The organism is Pseudomonas fjordensis, from assembly GCF_976987115.1.
In genome coordinates this window covers 6,416,120-6,433,527 of sequence record NZ_OZ336860.1, presented here as the reverse complement: position 1 = coordinate 6,433,527, position 17,408 = coordinate 6,416,120, and the positions used below count along the sequence as shown (strand labels likewise).

Annotated in this window: 16 protein-coding genes; 7 read left to right on the top strand and 9 right to left on the bottom strand. The window is 60.3% G+C overall.

The annotated features are described in order from the left end of the window. Positions 1-24 precede the first annotated feature (24 nt). On the top strand, positions 25-537 hold the full coding sequence (locus ACWHXD_RS29565; protein WP_138762053.1) for a dihydrofolate reductase: 513 nt from the start codon (positions 25-27) through the stop codon (positions 535-537). Between the two features lie 112 nt (positions 538-649). On the opposite strand, the gene ACWHXD_RS29560 is transcribed toward ACWHXD_RS29565, so the two are convergent. Then, positions 650-2,041, bottom strand: coding sequence for an L-cystine transporter (locus tag ACWHXD_RS29560; RefSeq protein WP_032894672.1), 1,392 nt, complete (start codon positions 2,039-2,041; stop codon positions 650-652). Positions 2,042-2,283: 242 nt separating this feature from the next. Between ACWHXD_RS29560 and ACWHXD_RS29555 the strand changes: the two genes are divergently transcribed. Beyond that, positions 2,284-3,345 (top strand): HAD family hydrolase, encoded by a 1,062-nt coding sequence (locus ACWHXD_RS29555; RefSeq protein WP_138762054.1) that lies wholly within the window; start codon positions 2,284-2,286, stop codon positions 3,343-3,345. Positions 3,346-3,533: 188 nt separating this feature from the next. Here ACWHXD_RS29555 and ilvD read toward each other — a convergent pair whose 3' ends face one another. Further along, positions 3,534-5,375, bottom strand: coding sequence for a dihydroxy-acid dehydratase (gene ilvD / locus ACWHXD_RS29550; RefSeq protein ID WP_003195159.1), 1,842 nt, complete (start codon positions 5,373-5,375; stop codon positions 3,534-3,536). 383 nt (positions 5,376-5,758) lie between these two features. Between ilvD and ACWHXD_RS29545 the strand changes: the two genes are divergently transcribed. Further along, positions 5,759-6,217, top strand: a complete 459-nt coding sequence (locus ACWHXD_RS29545) for an REP-associated tyrosine transposase (RefSeq protein WP_032894676.1) — start codon at positions 5,759-5,761, stop codon at positions 6,215-6,217. Between the two features lie 123 nt (positions 6,218-6,340). Here ACWHXD_RS29545 and ACWHXD_RS29540 read toward each other — a convergent pair whose 3' ends face one another. Then, entirely contained in the window at positions 6,341-7,501 is a 1,161-nt protein-coding gene (locus ACWHXD_RS29540; RefSeq protein ID WP_138762055.1) for an MFS transporter, read from the bottom strand. Between the two features lie 223 nt (positions 7,502-7,724). After that, positions 7,725-8,921 carry a class I SAM-dependent rRNA methyltransferase gene (locus ACWHXD_RS29535; protein WP_005792302.1) on the bottom strand — a complete coding sequence of 399 codons (1,197 nt, stop codon included), beginning with the start codon at positions 8,919-8,921 and terminating at the stop codon, positions 7,725-7,727. A 298-nt stretch (positions 8,922-9,219) separates the two neighbouring features. Between ACWHXD_RS29535 and ACWHXD_RS29530 the strand changes: the two genes are divergently transcribed. Continuing rightward, positions 9,220-10,032, top strand: coding sequence for an HDOD domain-containing protein (locus tag ACWHXD_RS29530; RefSeq protein WP_192901638.1), 813 nt, complete (start codon positions 9,220-9,222; stop codon positions 10,030-10,032). A 21-nt stretch (positions 10,033-10,053) separates the two neighbouring features. Next, positions 10,054-10,866: a bifunctional DNA-formamidopyrimidine glycosylase/DNA-(apurinic or apyrimidinic site) lyase gene (mutM, locus tag ACWHXD_RS29525; RefSeq protein WP_044269621.1), complete on the top strand. Its 813-nt coding sequence runs from the start codon at positions 10,054-10,056 to the stop codon at positions 10,864-10,866. Between the two features lie 132 nt (positions 10,867-10,998). Here mutM and ACWHXD_RS29520 read toward each other — a convergent pair whose 3' ends face one another. From ACWHXD_RS29520 to ACWHXD_RS29500, 5 genes are all read right to left on the bottom strand, one after another. Continuing rightward, positions 10,999-11,250 carry a YfhL family 4Fe-4S dicluster ferredoxin gene (locus tag ACWHXD_RS29520; RefSeq protein WP_003195146.1) on the bottom strand — a complete coding sequence of 84 codons (252 nt, stop codon included), beginning with the start codon at positions 11,248-11,250 and terminating at the stop codon, positions 10,999-11,001. Positions 11,251-11,352: 102 nt separating this feature from the next. After that, a complete protein-coding gene (gene coaD / locus ACWHXD_RS29515) occupies positions 11,353-11,832 on the bottom strand; it encodes a pantetheine-phosphate adenylyltransferase (RefSeq protein ID WP_003195136.1) in 480 nt (159 codons plus the stop codon). 103 nt (positions 11,833-11,935) lie between these two features. After that, complete coding sequence (locus ACWHXD_RS29510; RefSeq protein WP_138762057.1) at positions 11,936-13,531, bottom strand: GMC family oxidoreductase; 1,596 nt, start codon at positions 13,529-13,531, stop codon at positions 11,936-11,938. Positions 13,532-13,584: 53 nt separating this feature from the next. After that, entirely contained in the window at positions 13,585-14,130 is a 546-nt protein-coding gene (locus ACWHXD_RS29505; protein ID WP_032894686.1) for a hypothetical protein, read from the bottom strand. Positions 14,131-14,159: 29 nt separating this feature from the next. Further along, positions 14,160-15,587 carry a coniferyl aldehyde dehydrogenase gene (locus tag ACWHXD_RS29500; RefSeq protein WP_138762058.1) on the bottom strand — a complete coding sequence of 476 codons (1,428 nt, stop codon included), beginning with the start codon at positions 15,585-15,587 and terminating at the stop codon, positions 14,160-14,162. Between the two features lie 145 nt (positions 15,588-15,732). On the opposite strand from ACWHXD_RS29500, the gene ACWHXD_RS29495 reads away from it, so the two are divergent. Both ACWHXD_RS29495 and ACWHXD_RS29490 read left to right on the top strand, forming a co-directional pair. Further along, positions 15,733-16,404, top strand: coding sequence for a TetR/AcrR family transcriptional regulator (locus ACWHXD_RS29495; protein ID WP_032894689.1), 672 nt, complete (start codon positions 15,733-15,735; stop codon positions 16,402-16,404). 33 nt (positions 16,405-16,437) lie between these two features. Next, on the top strand, positions 16,438-17,292 hold the full coding sequence (locus ACWHXD_RS29490) for a sulfurtransferase (RefSeq protein WP_138762059.1): 855 nt from the start codon (positions 16,438-16,440) through the stop codon (positions 17,290-17,292). Positions 17,293-17,408: the final 116 nt, after the last annotated feature.

The window sequence follows — 17,408 nt, the reverse complement described above, 5'->3', positions numbered from 1 at the left end:
CGCCGCTCTGGTATTCTCGTCGCCATGAAAAAAACTCTCCCTTTAAGCCTGATCGCAGCCCTCGGTGAAAACCGTGTGATCGGCGTCGACAACAGCATGCCCTGGCATTTGCCGGGGGATTTCAAATATTTCAAGGCCACCACGCTCGGCAAGCCGATCATCATGGGGCGCAAGACCTGGGACTCCCTGGGCCGACCGCTGCCGGGGCGCTTGAACCTGGTGGTCAGCCGTCAGACCGACCTGCGGCTTGAAGGTGCGCAAGTGTTTCCGTCACTTGAAGCGGCAGTCGAGCGCGCTGAGGAGTGGGCCAAGGCCCAAGGCGTGGACGAACTGATGCTGATCGGCGGCGCACAATTGTATGCGCAGGGGCTGGAACAGGCCGATCGCTTGTACCTGACTCGCGTGGCGCTGAGCCCGGAAGGGGATGCGTGGTTTCCAGAGTTTGACAGGAACCAGTGGGAGCTGGTGTCGAATGTAGAGAATCCAGCCGAAGGTGACAAGCCGGCCTACAACTTCGAAGTGTGGGAGCGTAACTAGTGTAGGAGCGAGCTTGCTCGCGAAGATCATCAACGATGACGCGGGCATTCTGAATGAACGCGGCGCCCTCTGGTTCTTCGCGAGCAAGCTCGCTCCTACAGGTTATAAGCCTTTAGGCCTGCGCTAACTCGGCATGCTCATCGGCATCCAGCAACGCTTTATCCGTCTGCCCCATAATCTGGCTGGTAATCGCCCCGGCCGTCATCGAACCATTCACGTTCAACGCCGTGCGGCCCATGTCGATCAGCGGCTCCACGGAGATCAACAGCGCCACCAGTGACACCGGCAAGCCCATGGCCGGCAGCACGATCAGCGCGGCAAAGGTCGCACCGCCGCCGACGCCGGCAACGCCCGCCGAACTCAAGGTTACAATCGCCACCAGGGTCGCGATCCACAGCGGGTCCAGCGGGTTGATGCCCACGGTCGGCGCGACCATCACCGCCAACATGGCTGGATAAAGACCGGCGCAACCGTTCTGGCCGATGGTCGCGCCAAACGAGGCAGCGAAACCAGCGATGGATTGCGGAATGCCCAGGCGACGGGTCTGCGCTTCAATGCTCAGCGGGATGCTCGCCGCGCTGGAGCGGCTGGTGAAGGCGAAGGTCAGCACCGGCCACACCTTGCGGAAGAAGCGCAGCGGGTTGATCCCGGCCAGGGACAGCAGCAGGCCGTGCACCACGAACATCAGGCCCAGGGCCAGGTACGACACCACGACGAAACTGCCGAGCTTGATGATGTCTTGCAGGTTGGAGCCGGCGACCACTTTGGTCATCAGCGCCAGCACACCATAAGGGGTCAGCTTCATTACCAGGCGCACCAGGCGCATCACCCAGGCTTGCAGGGTGTCGATGGCGTTAAGGACTTTCTGGCCTTTTTCCACGTCGTCCTTGAGCAGTTGCAGCGCGGCAACCCCAAGGAACGCGGCGAAAATCACCACGCTGATGATCGACGTCGGCTTGGCCCGGGCCAGGTCGGCGAACGGGTTGGCCGGTACGAACGACAGCAGCAACTGCGGGATATTCAGGTCGGCGACCTTGCCTGCGTAATCACTCTGGATCACTTGCAGGCGCGCCATTTCCTGGGTGCCGGCCACCAGGCCCTCGGCGGTGAGGCCGAACAGGTTGGTCAGGCCGATACCGATCAGCGCCGCGATGGCCGTGGTGAACAGCAGCGTGCCGATGGTCAGGAAGCTGATCTTGCCCAGGGAAGAGGCGTTATGCAGGCGCGCCACGGCACTGAGGATCGAGGCGAACACCAGCGGGATCACGATCATTTGCAGCAGTTGCACATAGCCGTTGCCGACCAGGTCAAACCAGCCGATGGAGGCTTTGAGCACCGGGTTGCCGTCGCCGTAGATCGTGTGCAACGCCGCGCCGAACAGCACGCCCAGCACCAGGGCAAACAGCACCTTCTTGGCCAGGCTCCAGTTAGTGCGGCGGGTTTGTGCCAGGCCCAGCAACAGGGCCATGAACACCAATAAATTGAGAATCAGGGGCAGATTCATTGAAGCTCCGTTGAGAAGGCAGCCAATCGCGTGAGCCTGCGATTGCGAACCGGGAAGCCTAACAGCTTGAAATATATTGATTTAATACCGATATGGAATGGCGACTGTCGTTTTTGGAATAAGCGTATGACGCTCAGGCGTATGCCCTTGGCGCGATCACGACGTCCCTGGTCGTGCTCGGGCGATAACTGTCATACGGATTTGTTAGCGTCGATGTCTTTCACTTGAGGGAGACAACGCCTATGAAGCTCGCGCCGAAACTATTGGTATCCGCCGCCTTTTGCCTCGGGCTTGCCAGCCAGGCGTTTGCCGCCACCGAGTTGAAACACTGGCCGGCACCTGCCGCCAAACAACTCAACGAAATGATCGCCGCCAACGCCAACAAGGGTAACTACGCGGTGTTCGACATGGACAACACCAGCTACCGCTACGACCTTGAAGAGTCCTTGCTGCCGTTTATGGAAAACAAGGGCCTGATCACCCGCGACAGCCTCGACCCGTCGCTCAAGCTGATGCCGTTCAAAGACACCGCCGAGCACAAAGAGAGCCTGTTCAGTTATTACTATCGCCTGTGCGAAGTCGACGACATGGTCTGCTACCCCTGGGTTGCGCAGATTTTCTCCGGCTTCACCCTCAAGGAACTCAAAGTGCAGGTCGACGAGCTGATGGCCTCCGGCAAGCCCGTGCCGGTCAGCTATTTCGAAGGCGACGTGGTGAAAAAATCCGAGGTACAGCCGCCAAAAGTCTTCACCGGCCAGGCCGAGCTGTACAACAAGTTGATGGAAAACGGCATCGAGGTCTATGTGATGACCGCCGCGTCCGAGGAGCTGGTGCGCATGGTCGCGGCTGATCCGAAGTACGGCTACAACGTCAAACCCGAGAACGTCATCGGCGTGACCACGATGCTCAAGGACCGCAAGACCGGCGAGCTGACCACCGCACGCAAACAGATCACTGCCGGCAAGTATGACGAGAATAGCAACCTCGGCCTGGAACTGACCCCCTACCTGTGGACCCCGGCGACCTGGATGGCCGGCAAGCACGCGGCGATCCTCACCTACATCGACGAATGGAAAAAGCCGGTGATCGTCGGCGGTGACACGCCCACCAGCGACGGCTACATGCTGTTCCACGATGTGGACGTGGCCAAGGGCGGCATCCACCTGTGGATCAACCGCAAAGACAAATACATGACCCAGCTCAACGGCATGATCGCCAAGCACGCGGCGGCGCAAGCCAAGGAAGGGTTGCCGGTGACGGCGGACAAGAACTGGGTGATCGTGAAACCGGAAGATATCCAATGACCATGGATGTAAGCCGGTAAATGTGGGAGCGGGCTTGCTCGCGAATGCGGCCTGTCAGTAACAGATGAGATGACTGACCCCACGCTTTCGCGAGCAAGCCCGCTCCCACATTTTGATCTTCAGCGTCCTGAGTTTTTCTCCAGGCAAAAAAAGCCCCGCACTTGGCGGGGCTTTTTTATGCGCGGGGCTTACAGGCCGTCGAGCATGGCTTTGTTGCGTACCGCACCTTTGTCGGCGCTGGTGGCCAACAATGCGTAGGCCTTCAACGCGGTAGTGACCTTACGCGGGCGTTTCTCCACCGGCTTCCAGCCCTTCTTGTCCTGCTCAACCCGGCGTGCCGCCAGTTCTTCATCGCTGATCAACAGGTTGATCGAGCGGTTCGGAATATCGATCAGCACCTTGTCGCCATCCTGCACCAGGCCAATCGCGCCACCGGCAGCGGCTTCCGGCGAAGCGTGGCCGATAGACAAGCCCGAGGTGCCGCCGGAGAAACGGCCGTCGGTCAGCAGGGCGCAGGCTTTGCCCAGGCCTTTGGATTTCAGGTAGGACGTGGGGTAGAGCATCTCCTGCATACCCGGGCCACCTTTGGGGCCTTCGTAGCGGATGATCACGATATCGCCTTCCTTGACTTCGTCCGCGAGGATGCCGCGTACCGAGCTGTCCTGGCTTTCGTAGATCTTGGCGCGGCCTTCGAAGACGTGGATGGACTCATCCACACCCGCCGTTTTGACCACACAGCCGTCGAGGGCGATGTTGCCGTACAGCACGGCCAGGCCGCCTTCTTGCGAGTAGGCGTGCTCGACACTGCGGATGCAGCCGTTTTCACGGTCGTCGTCCAGGGTGTCCCAACGGGTCGACTGGCTGAACGCGGTCTGGGTCGGAATGCCCGCAGGGCCGGCCTTGAAGAAGGTGTGCACGGCTTCGTCGTCAGTCTGGGTGATGTCCCACTTGGCGATGCCTTCGGCGATGGACTTGCTGTGCACGGTCGGCAGGTCGGTGTGCAGCAGGCCGCCACGGGCCAGGGAGCCGAGGATCGAGAAGATCCCGCCGGCGCGGTGCACGTCTTCCATGTGGTACTTCTGGATGTTCGGTGCGACCTTGCACAGTTGCGGCACGTGACGGGACAGGCGGTCGATGTCGCGCAGGTCGAAATCGATCTCGGCTTCCTGGGCGGCGGCCAGCAGGTGCAGGATGGTGTTGGTGGAACCGCCCATGGCGATGTCCAGGGTCATGGCGTTTTCGAACGCCTTGAAGTTGGCGATATTGCGCGGCAACACCGACTCATCGTTCTCGCCGTAGTAGCGCTTGCACAGCTCGACGATGGTGCGGCCGGCCTGCAGGAACAACTGCTCGCGATCGCTGTGAGTGGCCAATGTGGAACCGTTGCCCGGCAAGGCCAGGCCCAAGGCTTCCACCAGGCAGTTCATCGAGTTGGCGGTGAACATACCGGAGCACGAACCGCAGGTCGGGCAGGCGCTGCGCTCGTATTCCGCGACCTTCTCGTCAGAAGCGCTGGAATCGGCGGCGATCACCATGGCGTCAACCAGGTCGAGGCCGTGGGAGGCGAGTTTGGTCTTGCCGGCTTCCATCGGCCCGCCGGAAACGAAGATCACCGGGATGTTCAGGCGCAAGGCAGCCATCAACATGCCAGGGGTGATCTTGTCGCAGTTGGAGATGCACACGATGGCGTCGGCACAGTGGGCGTTGACCATGTACTCCACGGAGTCGGCGATGATCTCGCGGCTCGGCAGGGAATACAGCATGCCGTCATGGCCCATGGCGATACCGTCATCCACGGCGATGGTGTTGAATTCCTTGGCCACGCCACCGGCGCGTTCGATCTCGCGGGCGACCAGTTGGCCCAGGTCTTTGAGGTGGACATGGCCGGGCACGAACTGGGTGAACGAGTTGGCAATCGCGATGATCGGCTTTTTGAAGTCGTCATCTTTCATCCCCGTGGCACGCCACAGCGCGCGCGCGCCGGCCATGTTGCGGCCGTGGGTGGATGTTTTCGAGCGGTAATCAGGCATTGGAGCACTCCGGGCGGCTAATCAGGTACTAAAGGGGAGTGAGCTTCTATTGACGTCTGGAACACCCGAAAAATGGCCGTAGTGTCCGGAAGTTGCCACTCGCGTCGCGGGATCGCCGCTTGCTTGGGCCTCGAGCTCATAAACCCGCCGGGGGATGACTGGCGATGAATAGGGCCGATTCTACACCGACTTCTTGTAGGAGCGAGCTTGCTCGCGAAAATCGTCAATGATGACGATGTGCTATCAGGTAGCCCGTGTCGTCTGTGGGTTTTTCGCGAGCAAGCTCGCTCCTACAGGGGGACATATTCAGAACTATTGTTTAAAGGCTGGTTGGCGCGGCAGCTCCTACCGTTTCTCTTCCAATCACAGAAGAGGACGAAGGAATGTCCAACCAGCAAAATGCGCATCGGCTGCGTAAAGGGCGCTATTCAGAATCGGGCCGTATCTACTTGCTAACGGCTGTCACCCATCAACGGCAACACATTTTTCAAGACTGGCTTATCGGTCGCTTGCTGGTCCGCGAATTCAGAAAGGCTCAGGAAGACAAAGATGCAACGTCACTCGCCTGGGTGGTCATGCCCGATCATTTCCACTGGCTGGTGGAGTTGCACAGCGGCGATTTGCCCAGGCTCATGCAGCGAACCAAATCGCGAAGTGCCCGTGCAGTCAATAAGGCAAGACAGTCCTTCGGAGTGCTTTGGCAGAAAGGCTATTTCGACCGGGCGTTGCGCCGTGAAGAGGACTTGAAGGCAATGGCTCGCTACATCGTCGCAAACCCCTTGCGCGCAGGCTTGGTCGAGCACATTGGCCAATACCCCCTATGGGACGCCATCTGGCTATAAGACACTGTCCATTGTAGGAGCGAGCTTGCTCGCGAAGATCGTCAACGATAACGCAGCGCTATCAGGTAGCCCGTGGCGGCTATTCGTTTTTCGCGAGCAAGCTCGCTCCTACAGGGGTAGGCTTCAGCGATTGATCCTGGCATTCGTCAGCCAGCCCCACAGGCTGAAAACAATGAAACCGACAGCAATGGTCATCAGTAAATGGGGCCCGGTTTGCGCAAGCAGGGCGCTGCTGATGGCGGCGGTGAGGAACATGATGCTGTTACCCGCTGATGCCGCCGTCCCCGCGCTGCTTGAAAACAACAACATCGCCGCCGAAATCGCAGCCGGGCGCACCAGGGTGACGGCCAGGGCGCTGATCAGCATCGGTATTAGCAGGGTCACGCTGGTGATGGCTTGCAGGCTGACGATCAGCGTTAACAACACACCAGCGACGAGCAACAAGCCGAGCCCGATATTGATCTGCCGGGACAGCGTGATGCGCTTTTGCAGATAAGAGGCCACCACGCCACCGAGCAGATAGGCCACGCCGTACACCATCAACACGAGCGCGTACTCGTATTCAGAGAGCTTCAGCGCGTCCATGAAAATCAGCGGCGTCACACTGATCAAGGCGAAATAGCAGGCGAACACCAGGGCTGCGATCCACCAGTAGCGCAGGAAGTCGTGGTTGGCGGCGACGGCCTTGAGTGTGCCGATGATGGACACTGGTGCCCGATGCGCACTGGCGGATTTAGCCGGCAGGATGCACAGCGCATGGATCAACATGCCGGCTGCCATCAACGCAAAGCCGTAGAAGCTGCCTTGCCAGTCGAGCGTAGTTTGCAGCCAGGAGCCGATCAGCGGTGACAGCGCGACGAATGAGCCACTCAAGGTCATGTAATAGAGGCGCACGCGGGCGCGGTGTTGCTCTTCGAATAGGTCTTCCACCAGCGCGTGGCCCAACACGAAGAAACCACAGCCCATGGCCTGCACCGTGCGAAACAGTAGGAAAGTCAGGTAATCCGGGGCCCATGCACAGCCCAGCGCACCGAAGATGGAGAGCATGATGCAGCCCTGCAGCACTTCCTTGCGCCCCCATTTGTCCGAAAGCGGGCCGGCGACCAGCTGCGAGATAGAAAACACCAGAGTGAACAGGCTGATGGACAGCGTGATGTCTGCGCTGGGTGTGTCGAACTGTGCGGACAGGGCGGGAAACGAAGGGAGCAGGATATTGATCGGGAAGAAACTGATCAGGGAGATGCAGGTGATGAGGATGAAGCGGGAGAGAGTGGGCCCAGACATTGTTTTTGTTTTCCGGAGTAAAACCAGAAACCGATACTAGTCTGCGAAAAATGGAATTCAATCAATACCGCTGTAGGAGCCTTCCCGTATTGATGTGCGCCATCTTTGTAGGAGCGAGCTTGCTCGCGAAGATCGTCAACGATAACGCAGCGCTATCAGGTAGCCCGTGGCGTCTATTCGTTCTTCGCGAGCAAGCTCGCTCCTACAGAGGGTTTGGTTTTAATCAGCTATTGGGTAGCAACCGGCACGTAATGCTCTTGATGTAGCGCGTCTCGACAATCGCCGGGTGCACCGGGTGGTCCGGGCCTTGGCCGCCGCGTTCGAGCATCTGGATGTTGCGGTCCAGGTGGCGGGCGCTGGTCAGCAGGATGTTTTGCAGGTCGTCTTCCGGCAGGTGCATGGAACACGAGGCGCTGACGAGGATGCCGTCCTTGCTGAGCAGGCGCATGGCTTGCTCGTTGAGGCGGCGGTAGGCGCCTTCGCCGTTTTTCATGTCTTTCTTGCGTTTGATGAAGGCCGGTGGGTCGGCGACGATCACGTCGAAGCGTTCTTCGCTGGCTTTCAATTCTTTGAGCGCTTCGAACACGTCGCCTTCGATGCAGGTCATTTTCTCGGCAAAGCCGTTCAGCGCGGCGTTGCGTTCTACGCCGTCGAGGGCGAAGGCGGAGGCGTCGACGCAGAACACTTCACTGGCGCCAAAGGCCGCCGCTTGCACGCCCCAGCCGCCGATGTAGCTGTACAGGTCCAGTACGCGCTTGCCCTTGGCATACGGGGCCAGGCGGGCGCGGTTCATGCGGTGGTCGTAGAACCAGCCGGTTTTCTGGCCCTGGATCACCGGGGCTTCGAATTTCACGCCGTTTTCTTCCAGCGCCACCCACTCCGGCACCAGGCCGAATACGGTTTCGACGTAGCGGTTGAGGCCTTCGGCGTCACGCGCGGCGGAGTCGTTCTTGAACAGGATGCCGCTGGGCTTGAGCACTTGGGTCAGCGCGGCGATCACGTCTTCTTTATGGGCTTCCATGGTCGCCGAAGCGATCTGTACCACCAGAATGTCGCCGAAGCGGTCGACCACCAGGCCCGGCAACAGGTCGGAGTCACCGTAGACCAGGCGGTAGAACGGCTTGTCGAACAGGCGGTCACGCAGGGACAGGGCCACGTTGAGACGGTGTACCAGCAGCGACTTGTCCAGCGGCAACTTGATGTCGCGCGACAGCAGGCGGGCGCAGATCAGGTTGTTCGGGCTCATGGCCACGATGCCCAGGGTCTTGCCGCCGGCTGCTTCCAGGATAGCCTGGTCGCCTGCCTGGAAGCCGTGGAGTGGGGTGGCGGCCACGTCGATTTCGTTGCTGTAGACCCACAGGTGGCCGTTGCGCAAACGACGATCGGCGTTGGCTTTGAGACGCAGGCTTGGCAGGGACATGACGTCGCTCCGGAAAAAAGAGCGGGAGTATAGCGTGTTGTGTATTACTTGGCGGCACCGCCGGACATGTGGGAGCGGGCTTGCTCGCGAAAGCGGAGTGCCAGTCGCCACATTCATTGCCTGGTCCACCGTATTCGCGAGCAAGCCCGCTCCCACATTTGATCCGATTTCACAGTGAGGTTTTTGGGTGTCGGCCACGTCTGCATAAGGGGTAGAATTCGCGCCTAGCCCAGAGTGTGTACTTATGTCCCAAGAGCTTTCCCCCGAGCAGATCCAACAGGCCCTGCAAGGCATCAGCGTGCCGCCTCAACCGCAAATCATGGTGGATTTGCAGATGGAGCAGTACATGCCCGACCCGGACCTGGAAGTGATTGCGCGGCTGATCTCCCAGGACCCGGGCTTGTCCGGTGCGCTGCTCAAGATTGTCAATTCGCCGTATTACGGCCTGAGCAACAAGATCGCTTCGATCCAGCGTGCGGTGAACCTGCTGGGCAGCCGTTCGATCATTAATCTGATCAACGCGCAGTCGATCAAGGGCGAGATGTGCGACGACACCATCGTCACCCTCAACCGCTTCTGGGACACCGCCCAGGATGTGGCCATGACCTGCCTCACCCTGGCCAAGCGCACCGGTTCCCAGGCCGTGGACGAAGCCTATGCCTTGGGCCTGTTCCATGATTGTGGCGTGCCGCTGATGCTCAAGCGCTTCCCCAATTACATGGCGGTACTGGAAGAAGCCTACGCCAATGCCGGCCCGGATTGCCGCGTGGTCGACACTGAAAACAACGCGTTTCACACCAACCATGCGGTGGTCGGTTACTACACCGCCAAGTCCTGGCGCCTGCCGGAGCATGTGACTGACGCCATCGCCAATCACCACAACGCCCTGGCGATTTTCAGCGATGAGACGTCGCGCAACCCGCAGCTCAAGAACCTGCTGGCCATTTTGAAGATGGCCGAGCATATCTGTTCGTCCTATCGCGTACTGGGCAACCAGCCGGTGGATCATGAGTGGAATGCCATTGGCCACCTGGTGCTGGATTACGTGGGCCTGTCGGACTACGACTTCGAGAGCTTGAAGTTGTCGATCCGCGAACTGGGCGCGCACTGACCCGTTATTCAAGAGGTACACATGCCCGAGTTACCAGAAGTCGAAACCACCCGTCGCGGGATCGCCCCACACCTGGAAGGCCAGCGCGTCAGCCGCGTGGTGGTGCGTGAGCGGCGCCTGCGCTGGCCGATTCCGGAAGACCTGGATGTGCGCCTGTCGGGGCAGCGCATCGTGCTGGTGGAGCGCCGGGCCAAGTACCTGTTGATCAATGCCGAAGTGGGCACCTTGATCAGCCACCTGGGCATGTCGGGCAACTTGCGCCTGGTGGAAGTCGGCATGCCGGCGGCCAAGCATGAACATGTGGATATCGAGCTGGAATCGGGTATGGCACTGCGCTACACCGACCCGCGGCGTTTCGGCGCGATGCTCTGGAGCCTCGACCCGCACAACCATGAGTTGCTGATGCGGCTGGGGCCGGAGCCGTTGACCGACTTGTTTGATGGTGAGCGCTTGTTCCAGTTGTCTCGCGGCAAATCGATGGCGGTGAAGCCGTTCATCATGGACAACGCGGTGGTGGTGGGCGTGGGCAATATCTATGCGACAGAGGCGCTGTTTGCCGCGGGGATTGACCCGCGCCGCGCCGCTGGGGGGATTTCACGCGGGCGTTATTTGAAGCTGGCGATTGAGATCAAACGGGTACTGGCCGCTGCCATCGAGCGGGGCGGCACCACGTTGCGGGACTTTATCGGTGGCGACGGGCAGCCGGGGTATTTCCAGCAGGAACTGTTCGTGTATGGCCGGGGCGGCGAGGCGTGCAAGGTCTGCGGCACTGAGCTGCGCAATGTGGTGCTGGGGCAGCGGGCGAGTGTGTTTTGCCCCAAGTGTCAGAGCTGAATGGTGCGGATGGCTGATGCAGCCTTCGCGAGCAAGCCCGCTCCCACATTTGACTGCATTTAACCTGAAGAAACTCGGTCAATGTGGGAGCGGGCTTGCTCGCGAAGAGGTCCTGACAGGCGCTAAAGAGGCTTAAGCCTTACCGGTAATCTTGCGGTACTTCTCCATCAACTGCTCTTCAGTCTCAGGGTGCGCCTCATCCAGCGGAATGCAATCCACCGGGCATACCTGCTGGCACTGCGGTTCGTCGTAGTGACCGACGCACTGGGTGCACAGGTTAGGGTCGATCACATAGATCTCTTCGCCCTGGGAAATGGCGGCGTTCGGGCACTCGGGTTCGCAGACGTCGCAGTTGATGCAATCGTCGGTGATGATCAGGGACATGGAAACTCCTGCCAGGGCACTCTGCCAAGGCATCTGAAAACTAATGCGCGCAATTGTGCCGCATTGGCGCCCGCAGTGCGAGCAGGCACCGACCGGGCAACCTTACTTCTTGAAGCGTAGCGTCAGCGCATCGGCCACGGCTGGGTGCACGAACTTGGTGATATCTCCGCCCAAAGCGGCGATTTCACGAACCAACGTCGAGGAAATGAACGAATAACGCTCCGACGGCGTAAGGAACAAGCTTTCCACGTCCGGCGCCAATTGGCGGTTCATGTTGGCCAGCTGGAATTCGTATTCGAAGTCCGACACCGCGCGCAGGCCACGCAGGAACACATTGGCGTTCTGCTCCTTGGCGAAATGCGCCAGCAATGTCGAAAAGCCCACTACTTCCACATTCGGCAGGTGCTTGGTGACCTCTTGCGCCAGCTCCACACGTTGTTCCAGGGGAAACAGCGGGTTTTTCTTGGGGCTGGCCGCGACCGCGATGATCACATGGTCGAACAGGCGAGAGGCGCGTTCGACCAGATCGCCATGGCCTTTGGTAATCGGGTCGAAGGTACCTGGGTACAACACTCGGTTCATCGCGTCGTCCTGGCGGAGTCCGTTGGGGAACCGGATGGTATCGCAGCATTACCGGTGGGCCAAGTCGACTTATGTAGATAGATACCGTGAATACCCTGTCTTTTCATGCCGTTTTCAGACGTTCGGCCAATGCGCTCGCCAGTTGCGCGGTCAATCCGTACACCGACAATTGCGGGTTGGCGCCAATGCTGGTGGGGAACAGCGAGCCATCGTGGATCGACAGATTGCGCAACTGATGGTGGCGACCCAGGCTGTCGGCCACGGCATTTTTCGGGTCTTCTCCCATGGCACAACCGCCCATCACGTGGGCGCTGCCCAGGGTGGTGCGATGCAGTTCCAGGTTCAGACCGTCGATCACGCTGCGCGCTTCGGCCAGGTTGTTCACAAAGCGCGCGTCGTGATGCAAGGGCTTGACCGATTTGGCGCCCGCCGCGAACTGAATCTCGGCCATGCTGTGGAAGGCCCGGCGCAGGCCGTCCCAGGCGTAGGGCGAGACCTGATAGTCGAGCACGGGCGTGCCGTCACCGCGTAACTCCACGGTGCCGCCCGGGCTGTCGGGGTGAAAGCCGTCGCGTAGCAGAGCGAGCATGGCGTGGGTGTTGGGCAATTGGTTCATGTCCAAGGCGTTCTGCTTGCCGTAGCCACCGAACAGGGTGCTCGCCAGGCCTGGATGCAGGGGCGGTGCTTCCAGTTTGTAGGACATTTTGCCGGTGGTGCCGTCCTGCCACTGGAAATGGTCGGAGTAGATGGATTGCGGCGCACCGTAGAAGGGGTTGATCACCTCGTCGAACAGCCCGGCGGAGAAATTGACCAGGTGCAGGAAGGTGCGCTTGCCCAACCGCGAATGCGGGTCGGGGGCGTCCGAGCGCATCAGCAGGGCCGGGCTGTTGATGCCGCCGCCCGCCAGCACATAGTGCTTGGCTTTCACGCTGATCTTGCGCCCGGTGGGCGCTACGCAGCGCTCGTCCATGGCCACGCATTCAAGGCTGCTGATGGTGTCGCCGCTGTAGATGAGCCGCTCGGCGCGAGCCAGGTAAAGCAGTTCGCCGCCCTGTTCCAGGGTGGACGGGATGGTCGTCACCAGCATCGACTGCTTGGCGTTGACCGGGCAGCCCATGCCGCAATACCCCAGGTTGAAGCAGCCGCGCACATTGCGCGGGATCACATGCCAGCTGTAGCCGAGCTTTTCGCAGCCTTTGCGGATCACATCGTTATTGGCATTCGGCGGCAGCGCCCACGGCGCGATGCCCAGGCGCTGTTCCATTTTTTCGAACCAGGGCGCCATTTCGGCGCTGCTGTGGCCTTTGACCGCATATTCGCTGGCCCAATGCGAGAGGGTGGCATCGGGGGTGCGAAAGCTGGAGGTCCAGTTGATCAAGGTAGTACCGCCCACGGCCCGGCCTTGCAGGATGGTGATAGCGCCGTCCTTGCTCATCCGCCCGATGCCTTCCTGGTAAAGGCTGGCGTAGGCTTCGTCTTCCAGCAGCTTGAAGTCGCTGCTGGTCTTGAGCGGGCCTTCTTCGATCAGCAACACTTTGTAGCCGGCGGCGCTGAGGATTTCGGCGGTGGTACCGCCCCCGGCGCCGCTGCCGATGATGGCGACATCCGCTTCCAGGGTGAGGTCGTTATCCAGGGTGGCGCCATTGTGGGTTTTCCAGCCACGGGCCAGGCCGTCGCGGAACAGATCGGGTACGGGCATAGGTGTGCACTCTTATTCTTGTAGGAAGATGCAATCTTGGAAGATTGCCCAGGCTAGATCTTCGGCGGGCCGGGGTAGCCGCAATGGGCCCAGGACTCGGGCCGGAAGTACCAGGCCATGATCACCAGCTTGAGCAGCGAGCCCTGGCCCATGCGCAAAAGATTCAGGTAACTGTTTTCCCAGCGGTGCAGGAAATTGCGGATCTGCTCGCTGCTGGCGTTTTCCCAACTGCCCCAGATACCGGTCAGCGGGCCGCGAGTGATGCCCATGCCCAGCACGTCGAATAATTGCTGGGTGAGCTTGAACATCTCGGGCGACAAGTGCTGCAGGCTGTAGTCGAGCTTTTTCAGGGTGTCCTCAATGCCGGCAAACACTTGCTCGGTGCTGGCCGCGCCTTCCAGCAACACCGGGATCACAGCCCGCAAGAACGGCAAGTCGCTGGTGCGCAACATCGCAAAGCCGCTGGCCGGCGTACTGCTGGAGCAGCCGCTGAGGCTGGCGCCCAGCCCGGCGGTGGCGAGGAAGGCGCTGGCACACAGGCCGATTTTCAAGACGCCGCGCCGTGACAGCGCGGGTGAATCAGTCAGGCTGGGGTTCATTGTTTTTATTGTCCCGAAGGTGGCGATTATCAGCGGATAAACAGCTTCTGGATCAGCTTCTGGATCGACTTGCCATAGGGCGGGTAGATCAACTTCGCCGCGTTCAGGCGCTGTTTGACCAGCACACCCTTGGCCTTGCTGAACGTCAGGAAGCCTTCGTGACCGTGGTAATGGCCCATGCCCGACGGGCCGATGCCACCGAACGGCATATCGTCCTGGACGACGTGCAGCAAGGTGTCGTTCAGGCACACACCGCCGGAATGGGTTTCGTGGAGCACCCGCGCTTGTTCGCCTTTGTTGTAGCCGAAGTAATACAAGGCCAGTGGGCGTGGGCGCTGGTTGATGTAGGCAAAGGCTTGGTCAAGGCCGCGATACGGCACGATAGGCAGGAGCGGGCCGAAAATTTCGTCCTGCATCACGGTCATGTCGTCACTGACATTCAACAGCAGGCTGTGGGCCATTCGCCGCGCCTGGCCTTGCTCGTACAGCGGGATCAGGGTGGCACCTTTGTCGGTGGCGTCCTTGGCATAGGCATTGAGCCGAGCCAGTTGGCGTTCGTTGATGATGGCGGTGTAGTCGGGGTTGTCGGCCAGCGTCGGATAAAACCCACGCACGGCCTTGGAATACGCCTCGACAAAGCCCTCCACGCGATCTTCCGGTACCAGCACATAATCCGGTGCCACGCAGGTTTGCCCGGCGTTTAAGGCTTTGCCGAAGGCGATGCGTTCGGCGGCGTCCTTGAGCGGCACATCGGCCGAAACGATCGCCGGCGATTTGCCGCCCAACTCCAGGGTCACTGGCGTGAGGTTTTCGGCTGCCGCACGCATCACGTGCTTGCCTATGCTGGTAGCACCGGTGAACAGCAGGTGATCGAAGCGCAACTTGGAAAACGCCATGCCCACGTCAGCTTCGCCCAGCACCACGCACACCAGGTCCTCGGGGAAAATCTTGGCCAGCAACGCCTTGAGCAGTTCACCGGTGGCCGGTGTGGACTCGCTGAGTTTGAGCATCACCCGGTTACCGGCCGCCAACGCCCCCACTAACGGACCGATGGCCAGGTACAGCGGGTAGTTCCACGGCACGATGACCCCGACGACGCCCAGCGGCTGGTAAATGACTTTGGCTGACGCAGGCTGGAAGGCAATGCCTACAGCGCGGCGGGACGGTTTCATCCAGCCCTTGAGGTGTTTGCTGGCGTAGTGAATGCCATGCAGGCTGGGCATCAATTCGGCAAACAAGGTTTCGTCGGCGCTGCGATGGCTGAAGTCCTGGCTGATGGCATTGATCAGCGCCTGGCGTTCGTCGCTCAGCAGATCCCGCAGGGCCTTGAGCCATTGCTGGCGCTGCCCGGCCGGCGGCATCGGGTTGGCGGCATAGGCGCGGCGTTGGGCGTCGAACAGGTCCTGGAGTTGATCCAGCGCCTGGGAATCTTGCAGGTAGGCAACGTTGGCAGACATGGCGCGGCACCGATTGTTATTGGTCTGCCTGGATTTTTAGAGTCATTGCTCTAAATTGTCAAATAACATTGCAGTAACATCCAGATTTATCCTGGCCGGGTTAGGCCGTAAGATGCCCCATCCCGTGTATAGAAGCTGATCCCCTATGGCACCACGAGTAAAGACCAGCGAGCGCATTGTGCAAACCAGCCTGGAGCTTTTTAACCAGCAGGGCGAGCGCAGTGTCAGTACCAACCACATTGCCGCCCACATGGAAATTTCCCCGGGCAACCTGTACTACCACTTCCCTAACAAGCAGGCGATCATCGCCGTGCTGTTCCGCGAATATGAAGCCTTGGTAGACAGTTTCCTGCGCCCACCTCAAGGGCGGGGGATGCTGGTGGAAGACAAGCGTTTTTACCTGCAAGCCGTATTGGCCGGCATGTGGCGTTATCGCTTCCTGCACCGCGACCTCGAACACCTGCTGGAGAGCGACCCGGAACTGGCGACCGGCTACCGGCGTTTTTCCCAGCGTTGCCTGATCCAGGGCGGCGCCATCTACCAGGGCTTTGTCGATGCCGGCATTCTCAATATGGACCCGGTGCAAACCGAAGCCCTGACCCTCAATGCCTGGATTATCCTCACTTCGTGGGTGCGCTTTTTGTGCACCACCAATGAAAAATCCACCCACCTGAGCGCCGAGGCGATCAAGCGTGGGGTCTATCAGGTGCTGGTGCTGGAGGCGGGGTTTGTCACGCCGCAGGCCAAAGAGGCGGTGGACGCCTTGTTCAAAGAGTTTTACGTGCCTTTGAATCAGGCACTGGAAGAAGTGAAGTAAGACCTTTCCCCTTTGTATTCACAGGAGTCAGTCATGCCGCTTGCCCAACTGATCAGCCCCCAGCAATTGGCCGAGCGCCAGCAGTCGAGCGGGTGGGTGATCCTGGATTGCCGCTTTGCCCTGGAAGACCCGGACTACGGCTTGTGCAGTTACGCCGAAGGGCATATCGAGGGCGCGCAATACGCCGACTTGGAGCGCCACCTGAGCGGCCCGGTGACCAAGGGCGTGACCGGTCGTCATCCTTTGCCGGCAGCGGACACGTTCGCCAAGCAACTGCGGGCCTGGGGCATCAACGCCGATACCGATGTGGTGCTGTATGACGACGGCCCCGGTGCCTACGCCGCCCGTGCCTGGTGGTTGCTGGCCTGGTTGGGCAAGCGTGATGGCGTGTTTATTCTCGATGGTGGCCTCAAGGCCTGGCATGCCGCCGGTTTCCCCCTGAGCCTGGACGCGCCTGTGGTTGAGCCAGGTACCTTCGTCGGTACGCCGGATCATCGCCTGTTGCTGGATGCCGAACACCTGCAAAAACGCCTGGGCCAACCCGGCCTGACCTTGATCGACGCCCGCGCCCAGCCGCGCTTTCGTGGCGAAGTGGAGCCCATCGACCCGATTGCCGGGCATATCCCCGGCGCGCAGTGCGCGGCGTTCAGTGAAAACCTGGGCAGCGATGGTCGTTTCTTGCCGGCTGATCAGCTCAAGCAACGCTTTGCCGCGCAGTTGCAAGGGCGCGAGGCGCAGGAATTGGTGGCGTATTGCGGGTCTGGGGTGACGGCGTGCCATAACCTGTTTGCGTTGAGCCTGGCGGGGTACCCGTTGGGCAAGTTGTATGCGGGGTCGTGGAGTGAGTGGATTACTGATCCAGCCCGGGAAATTGCCACTGGCGACTAAGGCTAGCTCTGCAAACCCAATCAAAATGTGGGAGCGGGCTTGCTCGCGAATGCAGGGTGTCAGTCGATACAAGTGTGACTGATACACCGCATTCGCGAGCAAGCCCGCTCCCACAG